Genomic DNA, 19,674 nt, shown 5'->3' on the forward strand with positions numbered 1-19,674 from the left:
CCCGGCCGACCGGACCGCGTCAGGCGTCGAGGCGGTCCCAACCGCGCGGCTGGGGCCGCTCGGTGAGCGGCCCCCGGCTGCGGTAGACGAGGTACGGGCGGAAGAGGTACTGCACGGGAGCGCTGAACATGTGCACCAGGCGGGTGTACGGCACCACCGCGATGAGCACCATGCCGACGACCGCGTGGATGCGGTAGGTCAGCGGGGCCCCGGACATCAGGTCGGTCCTGGGGTCGAGCGTGAACAGGCTGCGGGACCAGGGCGCGATGGTGGTGCGGTAGTCGTAGCCGTGGCCGAGGGACGAGTTGGTCAGCTTGGCGTACAGGCCCATCGCGATCTCGCCGAGCAGCAGAACGTACATGAACTTGTCGTTGCGGGTGGTCGCCAGGAGCACGGGCGCGTTGGTGCGGCGCCGGTACACCAGCAGCGCGATGCCGCCGATCGCCAGCAGGCCCGCGAGGGTACCGCCGACCAGGGAGAACAGGTGGTAGACGTGCTCGTCCACGCCGATCGCGTCGGTCCAGGACTCCGGGACGAACAGCCCCATGAGGTGGCCGACGAGCACGAAGAGGATGCCGTAGTGGAAGACCGGTGAGGCCACGGACAGCAGCCGGGACTCGTAGATCTGCGACGAGCGCGTGGTCCAGCCGAAGGTGTCGTAACGGTGCCGCCAGATCAGACCGGTGACGAGGAGCGCGAAAGCGACGTACGGCAGGGCGCCCCACAGCAGGATGTTCATCAGCGGCTCTCCGGTCAGACGGTCGGGCGGTCGGTCAGTCGGGCGCTCGGTCAGTCGGTCAGTCGGTCAGTCGGATGTTCGGGTGAATCCGGCGGGCGGGCGGGGCGCCAGGACGGGCGGGTGCAAGCGGTCCTCGGCGTCCTGACCCGGGCCCCTCGGGGCAGGGCGGCAGGGCCCGTGCCGGCTCTACTCCGTCAGCACCGGCAGCAACCCGAGGTGGCCGTACGGCACCAACCCCACGTCCTCGCTCGGCGGCCCCCCGCGGGCCATCGCCATCGCCTGCGCCCGGTCCGCCGGGGACGCGCCGGGCAGCGTGCCGCACACGGCCTCCAGCACCCGGGCGTAGGGCGTGCCGTTCTCGGTGAGGGCCAGCCGCAGGAGCTCCAGGGCGGGCCGGTGCTCCCGCAGCAGCGTGTCGGTACGGGTCTCCGCGCAGAACTCCAGGACCACCGGCAGGAAGTCGGGGAGGTCGTCGCCCCGCGGCTCCAGCCCGTACCGGCGGTAGTGCTCCTTGAAGCGGACCAGGGCGGCCCCGCGGCGCCGGGTGTCGCCCTCGGTCCACCAGGTCAGGTGCAGGCAGTGGCGGCTGGTGAAGTCGAAGGTGCCGACGTACGCCTCGGCCGCGGCCGCCGGCTCCGCCGCCGCCAGGTGCTCGACCAGCGGCAGCAGCACCCCCGCGCCCTGGGTGCCCAGGGACCGCAGCGCGTCCCCGACCAGCGGAAGCCCGCCGGCCAGCTCGGCGTCGGGATAGGCCAGCAGCCGGGCCGCGGCCTGGTACAGCACGGCCGCCGCGTACGGGACCGGCTCGCGCGACGGCCGCCCGGCCGCCCCCACCGCCCCCGCCGCCCTCACCGCTCCTGGCGCCCTCACCGCTGCCCCTCGTCGTCGCTGGTCTGCCGCCTGCGCAGCCCGTGGAGGTTCTCCAGGCTGACCAGCGGGAGCCGCCGCCGGCCGGAGTCCTCGCCGAAGGGCCCCGCGCCGCCGCCCGCGCCCGTGGGTCCGCCGCCCGCGCCGCCCGTCCCTCCCATGCCCGGGCCGCCCTCGTGGTCCAGGGAGCACTCCTGCGGCAGCGCCGACTCCTCCAGCCGCCGCGCCTCGCCCATCGCGGCGGTCGGGATGACGTACCGCTCCTCGTACTTGGCGATGGCCAGCAGCCGGTACATCTCCTCGATCTCCCGGCCGCTCATGCCGACCGCGCCGGCCGCCTCCGACGGCGCACCGGCCTCGGCCTCGCCGAGGTTGACCGCCCGCATGTGCGCGCGCATCGCGGCCAGCTTCTCCAGCGACGCCCGGACCGGTGCCGGATCACCGGCCGTGAACAGCCCGGCCAGGTACTCCACCGGGATGTGCAGGGCGTCGATCGCGCCGAACAGGTTGCCGGCGTCCTCCCCGTCGTGACCGGTCCCGGTCAGCGCCTCCACCACCGGCGACAGCGGCGGGATGTACCAGACCATCGGCATCGTCCGGTACTCCGGGTGCAGCGGCAGGGCGACGCGGTAACGGCTGACCAGCGCGTGCACCGGCGAGCGGCGGGCGGCCTCGATCCAGTCGTCCGCGACGCCGTCGCGCTCCGCCGCACGCCGCACCCGCGGGTCCTCCGGGTCGAGGAAGACGCCGAGCTGCGCCCCGTACAGGTCCTGCTCGTCGGGCACCGAGGCGGCGGCCGTCACCGCGTCCGCGTCGTAGAGGACGACACCGAGGTAGCGCAGCCGGCCCACGCACGTCTCCGAGCACACCGTGGGGAGCCCGACCTCGATCCGCGGGTAGCAGAAGGTGCACTTCTCGGCCTTGCCGGTGCGGTGGTTGAAGTACATCTTCTTGTACGGGCAGGCGGTCACGCACTGGCGCCACCCGCGGCAGTGGTCCTGGTCGACCAGGACGATGCCGTCCTCCTCGCGCTTGTAGAGGGCGCCGGAGGGGCAGGAGGCGACGCACGCCGGGTTCAGGCAGTGCTCGCAGATCCTCGGCAGGTAGAACATGAAGGTCTGCTCGAAGGCGGTACGCACCTTCTCCGCGACATCCGCGACCGGTCCGGCCTGCTCCCGGATCTCCGCCTCCCGGGTCGCAGCTTTCCGGGTCACCGCTTCCCGGGTCGCCGCCTCCACCGGGTCCGCCCCCGCGTGCTCGACCGACCCCCCGAGGTCGTCGTCCCAGTTGGCGCTCCACTCGATCTTCATCGGTTTGCCGGTGAGCAGCGAGCGTGCCTCGGCCACCGGATAGTCCTCGCCCAGCGGCGCGTTGACGAGGTTCTGGTAGTCGTACGTCCACGGCTCGTAGTAGTCCTTGATGCCGGGCAGCACCGGGCTGGCGAAGATGTTCGCCAGCCGCGCCACCCGGCTGCCGGCTCGCAGGGTGAGCCCGCCGCGGCGGTTGAGCCGCCAGCCGCCCCGCCACCGGTCCTGGTCCTGCCAGCGGCGCGGGTAGCCCTGGCCCGGCCGGGTCTCCACGTTGTTGAACCAGGCGTACTCCATGCCGCGCCGGTTGGTCCACGTCTGCTTGCAGGTGACCGAACACGTGTGGCAGCCGATGCACTTGTCGAGGTTCATCACCATCGCGACCTGCGCCATGACCCGCATCAGTACGCCACCTCCTGCGTGCGGCGGCGGATCACGGTGACCTCGTCCCGCTGGTTCCCGGTCGGACCGAGGTAGTTGAAGGCCCAGCTCAACTGGGCGTAGCCGCCGATGAGGTGGCTCGGTTTGAGGAGCAGCCGGGTGAGCGAGTTGTGGGTGCCGCCGCGGCGGCCGGTAGCCTGCGCCTTGGGTACGGCGACGGTGCGCTCCTGGGCGTGGTGCATGTACACGGTGCCGGCCGGCATCCGGTGCGAGACGATCGCGCGGGCGACGACGACGCCGTTGCGGTTGACCGCCTCGATCCAGTCGTTGTCGCGGACCCCGATGGCGTCGGCGTCCTGCGGAGACATCCAGATCACCTGCCCGCCGCGCGAGAGCGACAGCATGAACAGGTTGTCCTGGTACTCCGAGTGGATGGACCACTTGTTGTGCGGGGTGAGGTAGCGCACCGTCACCTCCCGCTGCCCGTCGGGGCCGAGGGCGGGTTCGCCGAAGAGCCGGTGCATGTCCAGCGGCGGCCGGTAGACCGGCAGCGCCTCGCCGACCTCGTGCATCCAGTCGTGGTCGAGGAAGAACTGCTGGCGGCCGGTGAGGGTGTGCCACGGCTTGAGCTGCTCGACGTTCTGGGTGAACGGGCTGTAGCGCCGCCCGCCCGCCTCGCTGCCGGACCACTCGGGAGAGGCGATGACGGGCACCGGCGCGGCCTGCGTGTCGGCGTAGGTGACGCGGCGCGCCTCGCTGTCCGCCGCGAGGTGCGCCATGGCCTGGCCGGTCCTGCGCTCCAGGGTGCGGAAGCCCTGCACGGCGAGGCGGCCGTTGGTCGTGCCGGACAGGGCGAGGACGGCGTTGGCCGCCTTGGCCGCGGTGTCCAGCAGCGGCCGCCCGTCCGCCGGGCCGCCCCCGGTGGCCGCCCCGTTGAGCGCGCGCAGCACCTCGATCTCGGTGTCCGGGTGCAGCGTCAGCCCCTTGGCGGGCAGCCCGAGTTCCTCCGCGAGCGGTCCGAGCGAGGCCATCTTGGCGGCGATCGCCGTGTAGTCGCGCTCCACCACGGTCAGCCCCGGCATGGTGACGCCGGGCACCGGTGCACACTCCCCGCGCCGCCAGTCGAGGGCGAGCCCCCCGGGCTGGGCGGTCTCCGCGGGCGTGTCGTGCTGCAACGCGGTCGCCACCAGGTCCCGCCGGGTGCCGAGGTGGTCCGCGGCCAGCTCGCTGAACCGCCGCGCGATCGCGTGGAAGGCGTCGAAGTCGGTACGGGCCTGCCACGGCGGGTCGATGGCCGGCGAGAAGGCGTGCACGTAGGGGTGCATGTCGGTGCTGGACAGGTCGTGCTTCTCGTACCAGGTCGCGGCGGGCAGGGTGATGTCGGACAGCAGTGTGGAGGACGTCATCCGGAAGTCCAGGGACAGCAGCAGGTCGAGCTTCCCCTCGGGCGCCCGGTCGTGCCAGACGACGTCGCGCGGCCGGACCTCGGGCCCCGCCTCCTGCGCCCGCAGCGAGGAGTGCGTGCCGAGCAGGTGCTTGGTGAAGTACTCGGCGCCCTTGGCGGAGGAGCCCAGCAGGTTGGCGCGCCAAAGGGTGAGTACCCGCGGCCAGTTCCGCGGGGCGTCGGGGTCCTCGCCGGCGAACTTCAGCGTGCCCGCGCGCAGCTCGTCGACGGCCGCGCGGACCGGGTCGTCGGCGTCACCGAGGTCGAGGGGGTTGCGGTCGAAGGTCGGGTAGGACGGCATCCAGCCGGCCCGGGTGGCCTGCGCGAGGCAGTCGGCCGCGGTCATGCCGGCGAACCGGCCCTGCCCGAGCGGCGAGGCGAGCACGTCGGCGGGGAAGCGGTCGTAGCGCCACTGGTCGGTGTGCAGGAACCAGTAGGCGGTGCCGATCGCCTGCCGGGGCGGCCGGGACCAGTCGGCGGCGCCGGCCAGCGTCGCCCAGCCGGTCGACGGGCGGGTCTTCTCCTGGCCGACGTAGTGCGCCCAGCCCCCGCCGTTGCGGCCCTGGCAGCCGGTGAGCTGGAGCAGCGCGAGGAAGGCGCGGTAGATGGTCTCGGAGTGGAACCAGTGGTTGGTGCCGGCGCCCATCAGGATCATGCAGCGGCCCTTCGACCGCTCGGCGGTGGCCGCGAACTCCCGCGCGATCCGGACGCAGGCGGCCGCCGGCACCGAGGTGTGGACCTGCTGCCAGCCGGGGGTGCCGGGCGTGTCCGGGTCCTCGTACGAGGCGGGCCAGTCGCCGGGCAGGCCGGCGCGGCCGACACCGTACTGCGCGAGCAGCAGGTCGTGGACGGTGGTCACCAGCCGGCCGCCGGGCAGCCGGACCGCCGGCACCCCGCGGCGTACGACGCCGCCGCGCCCCTGGCCGTGCGGCCCGCCGTCGGTGTCGAACCGGGGCAGCAGCACCTCGACCGGCACGGCGCCCTCGACGTCGAGCATCGTGAGCGCCGGACTGATCCGGCCGAGGTCGAGGTTCCAGCGGCCTTGGCCGGACTCGGTCCACCGGAAGCCGACGGAGCCGCCGGGGACCGCGGGGCGCGCGGTGGCCTCGTCCCAGACGACGGTCTTCCACCGCGCGGCGTCCGTGTCCGTGTCCGCATCCGTGTCCGCGGCACCGGCACCGGCCGGGTCCGTAGCGGAACCGGCGCCGCCGGCCGTGGCACCCTCGTCCAGGTCGGCCGCCCGGAGGAACTTGTCCGGCACGTGCCCGCCCTCGCGCTCGGCGAGCGTGACGAGGAACGGCAGGTCGGTGTAGCGGCGCACGTAGTCGGTGAAGAACGGCACCTGCCGGTCGACGAAGAACTCCTTCAGCACCACGTGGCCCATGCCGATCGCCAACGCGCCGTCCGTCCCCGGGTGCGGGTGGAGCCACTCGTCGGCGAACTTGGCGTTGTCGGCGTAGTCCGGCGCGACCACGACGACCTTCTGGCCCCGGTAGCGGGCCTCGGCCATCCAGTGCGCGTCGGGGGTGCGGGTGACGGGGACGTTGGAGCCCCACATCACCAGGTAGGCGGCGTCCCACCAGTCGCCGGACTCCGGCACGTCCGTCTGGTCGCCGAACACCTGCGGCGACGCCACCGGCAGGTCCGCGTACCAGTCGTAGAAGGACAGCATCGGGGCGCCGATCAGCGCCATGAAGCGCGCGCCGGCCGCGTGCGAGACCATCGACATCGCCGGGATGGGTGAGAAGCCCGCCACCCGGTCGGGGCCGTACTCCTTGACGGTGTGCACATGCGCGGCGGCGATGATCTCGACCGCCTCGTCCCACCGCGCCCGCACCAGGCCGCCCTTGCCGCGTGCCCGCTGGTAGCGGCGGCGGCGCTCGGGGTCGGCCTGGAGGTCGGCCCAGGCCAGTACGGGGTCGCCGAGCCGTGCGCGCGCCTCCCGGTACATCTCCAGCAGCACGCCGCGGACGTAGGGGTGGCGGACCCGGGTCGGCGAATAGGTGTACCAGGAGAAGGCCGCGCCGCGCGGGCAGCCGCGGGGCTCGTACTCGGGACGGTCGGGGCCGACCGTCGGGTAGTCGGTGCCCTGGGTCTCCCAGGTGATGATGCCGTCCTTGACGTACACCTTCCAACGGCACGAGCCGGTGCAGTTCACTCCGTGGGTGGAGTTGACGACCTTGTCGTGGCTCCAGCGGTCGCGGTAGAAGCGGTCGCCCTCGCGGCCGCCTTCGAGGTGCTCGCTGTGCAGGTCCGGCGCGGTCCGCCCGCGGCGGAAGTGGCGGCCGGCCCGCAGCAGGAGGGCGCCGGGCTCGCGGGGACCGCCGGGCTCGCCGTCACCGGGATCGCCGTCACCAGGCGGGCCGTCGCCGCGGGTGCCGTGCGCGTCCCCGTGCAGGGCTCCGTCACGGCGGCCCGGGCCGTCCGTACTCTCCCGCATACCGTCGTCCTTCCGGATCGGAGGGCCGACGCCGCGCGCCGGATCCTTTCGGCCGGGCGGCCCGGGGCCGTCGGCCCGCTCGGCCCGGTTGCCCCTCTTGGCTCCCTTGGCTCCCTTGGCCGTCTTGGCCCTCTTGACCTCCCAACTTGGCCGATGACCGGCCGCGCTCCCGGCGCCACGCGCCGCGGTTCCTCCCTTCGGCCCCCCAAGGTGGCGCCGCGCCACCCCGTGCGATCCGATGAAACGGTGAGCACACCTGCGGATCGACCCGGCCACGGGTCACCCGCCGCGCGGGCGCTGGACGCCCTGCGGACGGTGCCGCCCAGCGCGGGCGCCGCGGTGATGGCGACCGGCATCCTCTCCATGGGGCTGCGCCTGACCGGGCACGGCGTGCTGTCCGCGATCGCGCTGACCGTCGCCACCGTGCTCTGGCTGGTGCTCGCCCTCGCCTTCGCCCTCCAGCTCGCCTGCGACCGGGCCCGGTGGCAGGCGAGCGCCGCGAACCCGCCCGCGCTGACCGCCGTGGCGGCGACCTGCGTGCTCGGCACCCGCTACTCGCTGGCCGGCCGGCAGCCCCTCGCGCTGGTCCTGCTCGCCGTCGCGGCCGCCGCCTGGCCATGGCTGCTGGTGTCGGTCCTACGGCACTGGAAACGACCGGTGCCCGGCGTGGCCTTCCTGGTGTGCGTCGCCACCCAGGGGCTGGCGGTGCTCGGCGGCACCCTCGCGCTGGCCGGACGCGGCGACTGGCTGGCGCGCGCGGCGCTGGCCGCCGGCCTGCTGGGGCTGGTGCTCTACGTCGAGGCACTGGCACGCTTCGAGTTCCGCCAGGTCTTCACCGGCCAGGGCGACCAGTGGGTGGCCGCTGGCGCGCTGGCCATCTCCGCGCTCGCCGCGTCCAAACTCGTCGCCTCGCCGCTGTGGTCGGGCGGCGCCCACCAGGCCCTGCGCGACGCCGCCTTCGTGCTGCTCGCGCTCGACTTCGCCTGGTACGCGGTGCTGGCCGTCGCGGAGTTCGTCCGGCCGCGGCCGGGGTACGACCTGCGCCGCTGGTCCACGGTCTTCCCGCTGGGCATGACCGCCGTCGCCGCGCTCTCCACCGGCCAGGTCGCCCACGTCCGCTGGCTGCACGGCGTCGGCAGCGTGCTGCTGTGGATCGCCGTGGCCGCCTGGCTGCTCACAGCGGTCGGCTGGGGGTCCCGGGCCGTCCGCCGCGTGCGCGCGACCGCCTGATCCACGTCCCTGGAATGCCGCGATTGCACCATCTGAGTGGCGTTGATGTGAATATCGCCGACTCCGAGGTGCGGCTCCACGGTTTGTGTGCTCGTTTCCGCATCATCGGATTAGTCAGTTCACCGGATACGAGCCAGGAAGCGAGAGGTCGATGGCTGCCGACATCAAGACGTTCTGGGGCGCGCTGCTCAGCGTGCTGCTCAAGTGCATCGCCGCGCTGGGATTCACCGCCGCGGACCGCGCCGCCGCCCGCCGGCAGGCCGCCGCGCAGGCCCCGGCCACCAGCGCCACCTCCACCGTCACCCCCACCCCCACCGCCGTCGCCACCGCGCGGGTCGCGGCCGGGACCGGCGAGGCCAGGGAGGCCAGGGAGGCGGTGAGCGCCGGCGCACCCGCGACCGGTACGCCGGCTCCGGCCCGATCGGCCGCGCCGCCGCGCCGCGGGCAGGCGAAGGCCCACGTCCCCGCACCGCGCACGGCCGAGTCGCGCCTGGTGCGCAGGAGCCGCGGCCGGACGCTGCCGCCCACGATGAAGCAGCGCATCGGCGCCGAGGCCCACGGCGCCTCGCCCTCCGCCCGCAGCCTGCGTACCGCGGAGCCGCTCGACGAGTTCGGCGACCTCGGCGCGCTGGCCACCGCTGCCGGCGCACCGGCCGCCGCCACAACGTCCGCAGCCGCTTCCACCGCGGCTTCCACCGACCGCGGCGCCCGCGCCCACCGCGCCCACGTCCCGGGGCGGGCCGTCGCGAAGGCCACCCGCGAACTGTTCACCCGCGCCGCCTGAACACCCGGCCGGTCTCCACGTCTTCCCGCACCCCTCGCTCCGTGCGGCAGGCACACGACACCGACCCGCCCGCAGGACGTCTGCGCGGCACCGCGGTCGGCCCGTCGGTCCACCCGGCGCACGGCCGGAAACAGCGGCTCCGCTGAGCGGATCTGCGCACCACCGAGCGGGACAAGGTTGCGGTGCGGAAGGATGGGGCAGTGACCCCAGCCACCGAGCCAGCCGAGTCCTCCGAAGCCCGCCACCGGCCCGAGGCCCGTACGGACCCCAGGACGGGGCCCGAGCAGAGCCGGCCGGACCGGCCCGACGGCCAGGGCGAGCAGCACCACCGGCAAGACCCGCAGGACCCGCGAAGCCCGCAGGACCCGCAGGAACAACAGGACCCGCGGGAAGAGCAGACCCCGCGGGAAGAGCAGGACGAGCAGGACCGTCACGACGAGCAGGACCCGTACGAGTACCAGCACCGACAGACTTTTCAGAAGACCTTCGCCGACCCCGGACCGCGGCTGATCGCCACCGATCTGGACGGCACGCTGCTGCGGGACGACAAGACGATCTCGCAGCGGACGACCGCCGCCCTGGCCGCCGCCGAGGACGCAGGCGTCGAGGTCTTCTTCGTCACCGGCCGCCCCCTGCGCTGGATGGGCGTGGTCGCACAGCACCTCGCCGGGCACGGCATGGCCATCGCAGCGAATGGTGCCGCGGTCTACGACCTGCGGGCCGGCACGCTGATCGAGGCGTTCCCGCTGCCCGAGGACGACGCGCTGGCGATCGCGCACGCGCTGCGTGCGGCGATTCCCGGGACGACCTTCGCGATCGAGCGCACCTTCTGCTTCCGGCGCGAGCCGGGCTACCCGCCGATCGAGGCCGACGATTCCCTGCCCCGCGCGGGCATCGAGGAACTCCTCGCCGCCGACCGCGGGCAGCCGCTGCTGAAACTGCTGGCCAAGCACCCCTCCCTCGACCCGGACGAGTTCCTCGCCACCGCGCTCACGCTGGCCGGCGGGCACGGCGAGATCACCCGCTCCAGCGAGTCCGCGCTGCTGGAGATCAGCGGCGCCGGCGTCAGCAAGGCCACCACCCTGGCCAAGTGCTGCGCCGAGCGCGGGGTGACCGCCGCGGAGGTGGTGGCCTTCGGGGACATGCCGAACGACCTGGCCATGCTCGGCTGGGCGGGCTTCCCGTACGCCGTGGCCAACGCGCACCCGCGGGTGCTGGCCGCGACCAGGTACCGCACCGGCTCCAACAACGACGACGGCGTGGCCCGGGTCATCGAACGCCTCCTCGCGGCCCGAGCCGAGCGAGCCGAACGCACTGACCGCACTGACCGAGCCGACCGAGCCGACCGCACCGACCGCCTTCCGTAAGCGGACAGGCCCTGGCTAGACGGCCACCGGCTCCGCGACGGTACGGGCGGCGTCCTCGGCGGCCCGCTCCCGTTCCAGGGTCTGGCGGAAGGGTCCCTCGACGGCGGCCAGCTCGTCGTAATTGCCGCGCTGCACGACCCGGCCGCCCGACAGCACCACGACCTCGTCCACGGCGCCGCCGGCGAGCCCGGCCAGGCGGTGGGTGATCAGCACGGTCGTCCGGCCGCGGGTGGCCGCAAGGAGGTCGGCGGTCAGGGCGTCGGCGGTGGGCAGGTCCAGGTGCTCCGCGGGCTCGTCGAGCACGAGCACGGGGAAGTCGGCCAGCAGCGCGCGGGCCAGCGCCAGCCGCTGCCGCATGCCGCCGGACAGCCGGGCGCCGTGCTCGCCGACCTCGGTGTCCAGGTCGAGGGCGAGCCGCGCCGCGGCCAGTGCCTCGCGCAGTTCGCCGTCCTGGGCGCCGGGCCTGGCCAGCCGCAGGTTCTCCCGCACGGTGCTGGCGAACACGTGCGCGTCCTGCGCGCACAGCCCGACCAGCCGCCGGACGTCGTCGCCGTCCAGCGCCGAGGCGTCCCGCCCGGCCAGGGTGTACGTCCCCTGCTCGGCGTCGAGGAACCTCAGCAGCACGTGCGCCAGGGTCGTCTTCCCCGCGCCCGACGGTCCGACGACGGCGACCCGGCGCCCGGGCGTCAGCGTCAGGTCCACGCCGGCGAGGGCGGGCCGCTTCTGGCCGGGGTGACGCGCGGTCAGCCCGCGCAGCACCAGCGGAAAGGGCGCCTCGGGTGCCTGCCCCGGCTGCTCCGGCTCCCGCACGGGCAGGGGCGCGTCCAGCACGTCCCGCACCCGTTGCGCGGCCCTGCGGCTGCGCTGCCGCTGCTGGGCGGCGAGCGGCAGGCCCGCGACGGCCTCGAAGGCGGCGAGCGGGAGCAGCACCAGTACCGCCAGCAGGACGCCGTGCAGCCGGCCGGCCGCGACCGCCCGCACGCCGACCCAGGCGCACCCGGTGACCGTCAGGCCCGTGACCAGCGCGGTCAGTCCGGCGCCGAGGGCGGTCACGGCGGCCGAGCGGGCGGTGATCCGGCGCAGCGCCCGGTCGGCCTCCGCGGCCCGCGCGCGCCGCCCGGACAGGGCACCGGCCACGGTCAGCTCGGCGGTGCCCGTGAACAGCCCGAGTACCCGGGCGGACAGCACGCCCCGGGCGGGTGCCAGCCGGTCCTCGGTCCGGCGGGCCGCCGCGACCGACAGCGCCGGCACGGCCGCACCCGCGACCAGCAGGCCGGCGCCGAGCACGGCACCGGCCGCGGGCAGCAGCCATCCGGTGAAGGCCGCCGCGCACAGCCCGGTGGCCGCCGCGGTCGTCGCCGGCAGCAGCCAGCGCAGGTAGTGGTCCTGGACACCGTCCACGTCCGCGACCAGCCGCGAGAGCAGGTCGCCGCGGCCGGTCCGGCCGAGCCCGGCGGGCGCCAGCCGCTCCAGCCGGCGGAAGACGGCCACGCGTACGCCGCCGAGCGCCCGGAAGACCGCGTCGTGGCCGACCAGCCGCTCCCCGTACCGGAAGGCGGCGCGGCCGATGCCGAAGGTGCGGGTCGCGGTGACGGCGACCATCAGGTAGAGCACGGGCGGCTGCTGGGCGGCCCGGCTGATCAGCCAGCCCGAGGTGCCCATCAGGCCCACCGCGCAGCCGAGCGCGAGGACGCCGAGCGCGCAGGCGCCCGCGAACCGGACCCTGAACCCGCGGATGTCGCGGCCCTCGACGAAGCCGCCGGCGCCCCGCCGCCGCTTGCGGGTGCCCCGGTCCCGGGCGAACGGCACGGAGGCCGGGTCGTCCACGGCGGGACCGCCGGGGGTCGGTGCGCCCGCGGTCGACCCGTCGAAGGGCTGCTGCTCGAAGGGCTGCAGGTCGAGGAGATGCTTGTCGAGGAGCTGCTGCTCGACGGTCGGTGTGCCCGCCGCCGACGCCGTGTGCGCCTCGCGGTGGCCCCGGACCTCGGCGGGCTCCCGCGCGGCCGCCCGCGCCGGGTCCGCGGCGGCGCCGTCCGAGGCGATCGCCTCGACCCGGTCCGCCAGGGGCAGCAGCGCGGGGCGGTGCGCGACGAGCAGCACCGTTCGGGTGGCGGACAGCTCGCGCAGGGCCCGGACGACCTCGGCCTCCGTGTCGCCGTCCAGGTTCGCGGTGGGCTCGTCGAGCAGCAGCAGGGGCCGGTCGGCGAGGAAGGCGCGGGCCAGGGCGAGCCGCTGCCGCTGACCGGCCGACAGGCCCGCGCCGTCCTCGCCGAGGAGGTCGTCGGGGTCGGCGAACCCGGCCGCTCCGGCCGCGGCCAGCGCGGACCGTACCTCCGCGTCGCTCGCGTCGGGCCGGGCCAGCCGCACGTTCTCCGCGACGGTCCCGGCGAACAGGTGCGGCCGCTGCGGCACCCAGGCGATCTGCCGGTGCCAGGAGGCGCGGTCGATGTCGGCGAGGTCGGTCCCGTCCACGACGATGCGCCCGGCGGACGGCTCGACGAAGCAGAGCAGGGTCCTCAGCAGCGTGGACTTGCCCGCGCCGCTCGGTCCGGTGACGGCGACCGTCCGGCCGGGTGCGAGTTCCAGCGTGGTCCGGCCCAGCCGCCCGTCCCGAACCACCTCGACGTCCTCGACGCGGATCGTGGCCGTGCGCAGGTCGGGGGCGGGCTGCCGACCTGCGTCCGCGGCCGCCGGCAGCGCGGTCTCCAGCACCTCGAAGACCTCCTCGGCCGCCGCCAGCCCCTCGGCGGCCGCGTGGTACTGCGCGCCCACCTGGCGCAGCGGCAGGTACGCCTCGGGCGCGAGCACCAGCACCAGCAGCCCCGTCCGCAGGTCGAGTTCGCCGTGCACCAGCCGCATGCCGATGCCGACGGCGACCAGGGCGACCGAGATGGTGGCGAGCAGTTCCAGCACGAAGGAGGAGAGGAAGGCGATCCGCAGGGTGCGCAGGGTGGCTCGGCGGTAGTCGTCGGTGATCTTCCGGATGTTCTCGGCCTGCGCCTTCGCCCGGCCGAAGACCTTCAGTGTGGGCAGGCCGCCGACCACGTCGAGGAAGTGCCCGGACAGTCGCGCCAGCAGCCGCCACTGGCGGTCCATCCGGTCCCGGGTCGCCCACCCGACCAGCACCATGAACAGCGGCACCAGCGGCAGCGTCACCACGATGGTCAGCGCGGAGATCCAGTCCGCGGTGGCGATCCGGGCCAGCACCACCACGGGCACCACCGCGGCCAGGCCGAGTTGGGGCAGGTAGCGGGCGAAGTAGTCGTCGAGCGCGTCGACGCCGCGGGTGGCGAGCACGGTCAGCTCGCCGCCGCGCCGTCCCGTCAGCCAGTTCGGGCCGAGCGCGGTGGCGTGCGCGAGCAGCCGTTGCCGTAGCTGCGACTTGACCGCCGCGCCCGCCCGGTGCGCGCACAGTTCGGTGAGCCAGGCCACCAGCGCCCGTCCGACCGCCACCGCGGCCAGCGCGATCAGGTCACCGCGCAGCGCGCCGGCGCCCCGGCCCTGCTGGAACCCGCCGACCACCACGTCGGCGATCAGCACCGCCTGGGCCACGACCAGTCCGGCCCCCGCCGCCCCCAGCAGCACCGAGCCGGCGAGGAAGACACGGGTGGTCCGCGCATACGTCAACAGCCGGGGATCGACAGGTTTCACGTGGAACATCCCCTTTCGTGTTTCACGTGGAACAAGAGCGAGCAGGGCCTGGCCGGAGCGGACATCGTCAGTGCGCCGCTTCGGCTATGTGCTGGGTGCCGATCCGCTTGCGGAAGATCCAGTACGTCCAGCCCTGGTAGAGCACGACCAGCGGTGTGGCGACGGCCGCGCACCAGGTCATGATCCGCAGCGTGTACGGGGTGGCCGACGCGTTATCGACGGTCAGGCTCCACGCGCTGTTCAGCGACGAGGGCATGACGTCCGGGAAGAGGGTGAGGAAGAACATCGCGACGGTCGCGGCGATCGTCACCCCGGACAGGGCGAACGACCAGCCCTCCCGTCCGGCCCGGTTGGCGCCGAGCGCGGCGAGGAGTGCCGCGAGCGCGACCACCAGGGCCGGCAGGCTGCGGCCACCACCGCTGTGCACCTGCGTCCAGACCAGGAACACCGCCGCGAGTGCAGCCGTGACCAGGCCGACCCGGGTCGCCAGCGCCCGCGCCCGCTCGCGGATCGGGCCCACCGTCTTGAGCGCGGCGAACACCGCGCCGTGGAAGGTGAACAGCGCCAGCATGACCAGCCCGCCGAGCAGCGCGTAGCCGCCGAGCAGGTCCCCGAGACCGCCGACGTACTCCTGGTCCGCGTCGATCCTGACGCCCCGGACGATGTTCGCGAAGGCGACGCCCCACAGCACCGCGGGCAGCAGCGAGGTCCAGAAGATGGCGTGCTCCCAGTTCCGCTGCCACCGCTCCTCGGGCCGCTTCGCCCGGTACTCGAAGGCGACCCCGCGCACGATCAGGCAGACCAGGATCAGCAGCAGCGGCAGGTAGAAGCCGGAGAAGAGGGTCGCGTACCAGTCCGGGAAGGCGGCGAAGGTGGCGCCGCCCGCGCTGAGCAGCCACACCTCGTTGCCGTCCCAGACCGGCCCGATCGTGTTGATCAGGACCCGCCGCTCGGCGCGGTCGCGGGCGAGCAGCTTGGTCAGGACGCCGACCCCGAAGTCGAAGCCCTCCAGGAAGAAGTAGCCCGTCCACAGGACGGCGATGATGACGAACCACGCGTCGTGCAGGTGCATGTCCCCAGTCCCTTCCCTTCCGTCGTCGATCCGTCAGTACGAGAAGGCCATCGGCCGGTCGGCGTCCGCGGCCTCGTCGGAGCTTTTGCCGCCGGGTCCGCCGCCGATCCTGGTCGGGGGGTTCAGGTCCGCCTCGGTGAGTTCCGGCGGGCCCTGTTTGGCGTACTTCGCCAGCAGCCGGATCTCGACCACGGCGAGCAGCCCGTAGAGCACGGTGAAGACGATGAGCGAGGTCAGCACGTAGCCGACGGAGACGCCGGGGGAGACCGCGTCCTTGGTGCGCAGCACGCCGTAGACCACCCAGGGCTGACGGCCGGTCTCGGTGAAGATCCAGCCCCAGGAGTTGGCGATCAACGGGAAGGCCATGGTCAGCAGGGCGATCCGCCAGTACCAGCGGGACAGCCGCGCGCCGAGCCCGACGGTGCGGGTGAGCATCAGGTGCGGCACCTCGTCCTCGCCGGTGCGGCGGTCCGGTGCGAGCCAGAAGCGGCGCCGGGTCAGCCACAGCCCGGCCGCACCGACCCCGATGGAGACCACGCCGAAGCCGATCATCCAGCGGAAGCCCCAGTACTCGACGGGGATGTTCGGCCGGTAGTCGCCGGGGCCGTACTTCTGCTGCTCGGCCTTGTTCACGTCGTTGATGCCGCCGACGTAGCTGGTGAAGTCGTCGGTGGCGAGGAAGGAGAGCAGGTTGGGGATGTCGATGGCGACCTCGTTGTGCCCCTTGTTCACGTCGCCGACCGCGAAGACCGAGAAGGGCGCGCCCTTCTGGCCGTCCCACAGCGCCTCGGCCGCGGCCATCTTCATGGGCTGCTGCCTGAACATCACCTTGCCGAGGGTGTCGCCGCTGATCGCGGTGAGCGCGCCGGCGACCACCGCGACGACCAGCGCCATCCGCAGCGAGGAGCGCATCACCGCGATGTGCTGCCTGCGCGCCAGGTGGTAGGCGGCGATGCCGATCATGAACGCGGCACCGGTGAGGAAGGCCGCCGACATGATGTGGAAGAACTGGGCGAGCGCGGTGTCCTGGGTGAGCACCTTCCAGAAGTCGGTGAGCTCCGCCCGCTTGGTCTTCGGGTTGTAGCGGTAGCCGACCGGGTGCTGCATCCAGGAGTTGGCGGCCAGGATGAAGTACGCGGACAGGATGGTGCCGATCGACACCATCCAGATGCAGGCGAGGTGGATGCGCTGGGGCAGCTTGTCCCATCCGAAGATCCACAGGCCGACGAAGGTCGACTCGAAGAAGAACGCGATCAGCGCCTCGAAGGCCAGCGGCGCGCCGAAGACGTCGCCCACGAAGCGCGAGTAGTCCGACCAGTTCATCCCGAACTGGAACTCCTGGACGATCCCGGTCACCACGCCCATGGCGATGTTGATCAGGAAGAGCTTGCCCCAGAACTTCGTGGCCCCGAGGTACTTCTCCTTGCCGGTGCGCACCCAGGCGGTCTGCAGTCCGGCGGTGAGCGCGGAGAGCGAGATCGTCAGGGGGACGAAGAGGAAGTGGTAGACGGTCGTCACGCCGAACTGCCACCTGGCGACGTTCAGTGGCTCCAGTGCGAGCTGCACGATACGTCTCCTTTACTGCCGATACGCGTCCTGCTTGTGAACGTGAACTCATTCACAAGGAGTATCGCGCACATGCGTTCGCCCCCTTCCACCGGGGGGTGGCAGGGGGCGAATCAGCAGGTCAGCGTATTGTCGGGCCGAAGGGCGGCCGGCTACAGCTCCTTGCGGAACGCCTCGGCGGTCCGCAGCACGATGTCGTTCGCCTCGGCCTCGCCGATGGTGATCCGCACGCCCTCACCCGCGAAGGGACGCACCGTCGCGCCCGCCCGCTCGCATGCCGCCGCGAAGTCCCCGGTGCGCTCCCCCAGCCGCAGCCACACGAAGTTCGCCTGCGTCTCGGGCACCGTCCACCCCTGGGCGGCCAGCGCCCCGGCGACCCGGGCGCGCTCCACCACCAGGCCCTCGACCCGCTCCAGCAGCGCCGCCTCGGCCCGCAGGCTGGCGATCGCCGCGTCCTGGGCGAGCTGGCTCACACCGAACGGCACCGCCGTCTTCCGCAGCGCCTCGGCCACCGGCTCGTGCGCGATCGCGAAGCCGATCCGCAGGCCGGCCAGGCCGTACGCCTTGGAGAAGGTGCGCAGCACCGCGACGTTGGGGCGGTCGCGGTACAGGTCGACGCCGTCGGGCACCTCGGGGTCGGTGTTGAACTCCCGGTACGCCTCGTCCAGGACGACCAGCACGTCGGACGGCACCCGGTCCAGGAACCGTTCCAGTTCCGCCCGCCGCACCACGGTGCCGGTCGGGTTGTTCGGGTTGCAGACGAAGATCAGCCGGGTCCGCTCGGTGACCGCCGCCGCCATCGCGTCCAGGTCGTGCGTCTCGGCCGCGTCCAGCGGCACCTGCACCGCCCGGGCGCCGCTGATCTGGGTGACGATCGGGTACGCCTCGAAGGAGCGCCAGGCGTAGATCACCTCGTCGCCCGGCCCGGAGGTCACCTGGAGCAGTTGCTGGGCCACGCCGACCGAGCCGGTGCCGGTGGCGATGTGTCCGACCGGTACGTCGAACCTCGTCGCCAGTTCCGCGGTCAGCGCGGCGCAGGACAGGTCGGGATAGCGGTTGAAGGAGGCCGCGGCGGTGGCCGCCGCCTCCAGGACGCCGGGCAGCGGGGGATACGGGTTCTCGTTCGAGGACAGCTTGAAGGCGGGCCGCGGGGCGCCGCCCTCCTCCGCCGCCGGGGGTCGCCCGGGCTTGTACGTCGGGATGCCGTCCAGTTCCGCGCGCAGCTTGGGGGTGGTCATGGGCACACCCTACGAGGGTCGCCGCACGGCCGGGGAGGTGTGCGGCGCCACCGAGTGCGCTGGTAGCGCGCGCCCTGGCGCGCGTCCCCCGTAGGAGTGAGTTGCCGACGCGCATCCCGGTAAGCCAATGGCCGGGCGAGCACGGCCACTGAGCCGCCATCCGCGCCGACTGCTCGGCCTGCCGCCTGCATATTCCACCTTGCATAGGGCTTTCGATCTTGCAGAAACCGTTCTTCAGTAGGGGCGCATCGCTGGCAGCCGGACGGACCAGTGCCGCCCTACTATCGGGCTCGCCATGACAGCAGCAGGGAACCACCAGGCGAGCCGACCCGTCGGACGCCGGCTGGAGCGCGCGGGGATCCGAGACGTCGCCGCCGCCGCCGGCGTCTCGATCACGACTGTCTCCGACGCGCTCAACGGCAAGGGCCGACTGCCCGACTCCACCAGACGCCACGTCCGCGAGGTCGCGGACCGGCTGGGCTACCGCCCGTCGGCCGCCGCGCGCACGCTGCGCACCGGGAGATCGGGCCTGATCGGCCTGACGGTGACGACTTACGGCGAAGAACCGTTCACCTTCACCGAGTTCGCGTACTTCGCCGAGATGGCCAGAGCCGCCACCTCCGCGGCGCTGGCCCGCGGCTACGCCCTGGTCATCCTGCCCGCCTCCTCCCGGCACGACGTCTGGGGCAACGTGGCGCTGGACGGCACCGTGGTCATCGACCCGTCCGACCAGGACCCGCTGGTCGGCGAACTCGTCCGGCAGGGCGTGCCGGTGGTCAGCGACGGCCGGCCGGCCGGCAGCCTGCCGGTCCACGCCTGGGTCGACAACGACCACGAGGAGGCGGTGCTCGGCATCCTCGACCACCTCTCCGCGGCCGGCGCCCGCAGGATCGGCCTGCTCACCGGCACCAGCACCGACACCTACACCCGGCTGTCCACCACCGCCTACCTGGAGTGGTGCGAGCGCGTCGGCCAGGAGCCGGTGTACGAGGCGTACCCCGCGCACGACCCGTGCGCGGGAGCCGTCGCCGCGGACCGGTTACTCGCCCGTCCGGACCGCCCGGACGCCGTGCACGGGCTCTTCGATCCGAACGGCACCGACCTGCTCGCCGCCGCCCGCCGCTACGGCCTGCGCGTCCCCGACGACCTGCTGCTGGTCTGCTGCAGCGAGAGCGGCGGCTACGCGGGCACCGACCCGCCGATCACCACGTTGTCGCTGCAACCGCGGCGGATCGGCACCGCCGTCGTCCAGTTGCTGATCGACGCGATCGAGGGGATCGGGCCCAGCCACCCCGTGCAGCAGGTGATGCCGACCGAGTTGATCGTGCGGGCGTCCTCGCAACGGCGGGCGCACCGCACCACCGTCAGTCCGCCGCGCGGTCCGGCCCGCGGGGAGGCGTGAACCGCGGGCCCGACGCGCGCGGTCCGCGGGCGTCGGACGCCGACCGCGCCGCCGTGCACCGCCGCTTCCCCCACGCCACGGGAGTGCGCGGCGACACCGACCCGCCGGACGCCGAAGGACCGGCCCGACCGGGTGACTACGTGGCGGTTTGTCCAGGGCCCGTGAAAACGAGGTGCCTGGGTATGT

General features: G+C 73.6%; 12 protein-coding genes. 4 read left to right on the top strand and 8 right to left on the bottom strand.

Features of this window, described 5'->3' with window-relative positions; all coding sequences use genetic code 11:
- Positions 1–19: 19 nt before the first annotated feature.
- From narI to RVR_RS17625, 4 genes are all read right to left on the bottom strand, one after another.
- Positions 20–739 (bottom strand): respiratory nitrate reductase subunit gamma, encoded by a 720-nt coding sequence (gene narI, locus RVR_RS17610; protein ID WP_202234768.1) that lies wholly within the window; start codon positions 737–739, stop codon positions 20–22.
- 186 nt (positions 740–925) lie between these two features.
- A complete protein-coding gene (narJ, locus tag RVR_RS17615) occupies positions 926–1,573 on the bottom strand; it encodes a nitrate reductase molybdenum cofactor assembly chaperone (protein ID WP_202238734.1) in 648 nt (215 codons plus the stop codon).
- A gap of 32 nt (positions 1,574–1,605) precedes the next feature.
- Positions 1,606–3,315, bottom strand: a complete 1,710-nt coding sequence (gene narH, locus RVR_RS17620; protein WP_202234769.1) for a nitrate reductase subunit beta — start codon at positions 3,313–3,315, stop codon at positions 1,606–1,608.
- Positions 3,315–7,178 (bottom strand): nitrate reductase subunit alpha, encoded by a 3,864-nt coding sequence (locus RVR_RS17625; protein WP_202234770.1) that lies wholly within the window; start codon positions 7,176–7,178, stop codon positions 3,315–3,317. Before RVR_RS17625 ends, narH begins: the two co-directional genes overlap by 1 nt.
- 246 nt (positions 7,179–7,424) lie before the next feature.
- Here RVR_RS17625 and RVR_RS17630 point away from each other — a divergent pair, with 246 nt between their 5' ends.
- The 3 genes from RVR_RS17630 (at position 7,425) to RVR_RS17640 (ending at position 10,559) form a co-directional block, all read left to right on the top strand.
- A complete protein-coding gene (locus tag RVR_RS17630) occupies positions 7,425–8,408 on the top strand; it encodes an SLAC1 family transporter (protein ID WP_237404808.1) in 984 nt (327 codons plus the stop codon).
- 151 nt (positions 8,409–8,559) lie between these two features.
- Positions 8,560–9,192 carry a DUF6344 domain-containing protein gene (locus RVR_RS38620; protein WP_202234772.1) on the top strand — a complete coding sequence of 211 codons (633 nt, stop codon included), beginning with the start codon at positions 8,560–8,562 and terminating at the stop codon, positions 9,190–9,192.
- 506 nt (positions 9,193–9,698) lie between these two features.
- The gene (locus tag RVR_RS17640; protein ID WP_202238735.1) at positions 9,699–10,559 is read left to right on the top strand and encodes an HAD-IIB family hydrolase; all 861 of its coding nucleotides are present in this window, start codon (positions 9,699–9,701) and stop codon (positions 10,557–10,559) included.
- Between the two features lie 15 nt (positions 10,560–10,574).
- On the opposite strand, the gene cydD is transcribed toward RVR_RS17640, so the two are convergent.
- From cydD to hisC, 4 genes are all read right to left on the bottom strand, one after another.
- Positions 10,575–14,219, bottom strand: coding sequence for a thiol reductant ABC exporter subunit CydD (gene cydD / locus RVR_RS17645; protein WP_202234773.1), 3,645 nt, complete (start codon positions 14,217–14,219; stop codon positions 10,575–10,577).
- A 58-nt stretch (positions 14,220–14,277) separates the two neighbouring features.
- On the bottom strand, positions 14,278–15,282 hold the full coding sequence (gene cydB, locus RVR_RS17650; protein ID WP_202234774.1) for a cytochrome d ubiquinol oxidase subunit II: 1,005 nt from the start codon (positions 15,280–15,282) through the stop codon (positions 14,278–14,280).
- Between the two features lie 33 nt (positions 15,283–15,315).
- Positions 15,316–16,848 carry a cytochrome ubiquinol oxidase subunit I gene (locus RVR_RS17655; protein WP_202234775.1) on the bottom strand — a complete coding sequence of 511 codons (1,533 nt, stop codon included), beginning with the start codon at positions 16,846–16,848 and terminating at the stop codon, positions 15,316–15,318.
- Positions 16,849–17,000: 152 nt separating this feature from the next.
- Entirely contained in the window at positions 17,001–18,092 is a 1,092-nt protein-coding gene (hisC, locus tag RVR_RS17660; protein WP_202234776.1) for a histidinol-phosphate transaminase, read from the bottom strand.
- Between the two features lie 289 nt (positions 18,093–18,381).
- Here hisC and RVR_RS17665 point away from each other — a divergent pair, with 289 nt between their 5' ends.
- On the top strand, positions 18,382–19,488 hold the full coding sequence (locus RVR_RS17665) for a LacI family DNA-binding transcriptional regulator (protein WP_202234777.1): 1,107 nt from the start codon (positions 18,382–18,384) through the stop codon (positions 19,486–19,488).
- Positions 19,489–19,674 lie beyond the last annotated feature (186 nt).

Origin of the sequence: Streptomyces sp. SN-593 (assembly GCF_016756395.1) — a bacterium.
Lineage (GTDB): Bacteria > Actinomycetota > Actinomycetes > Streptomycetales > Streptomycetaceae > Actinacidiphila > Actinacidiphila reveromycinica.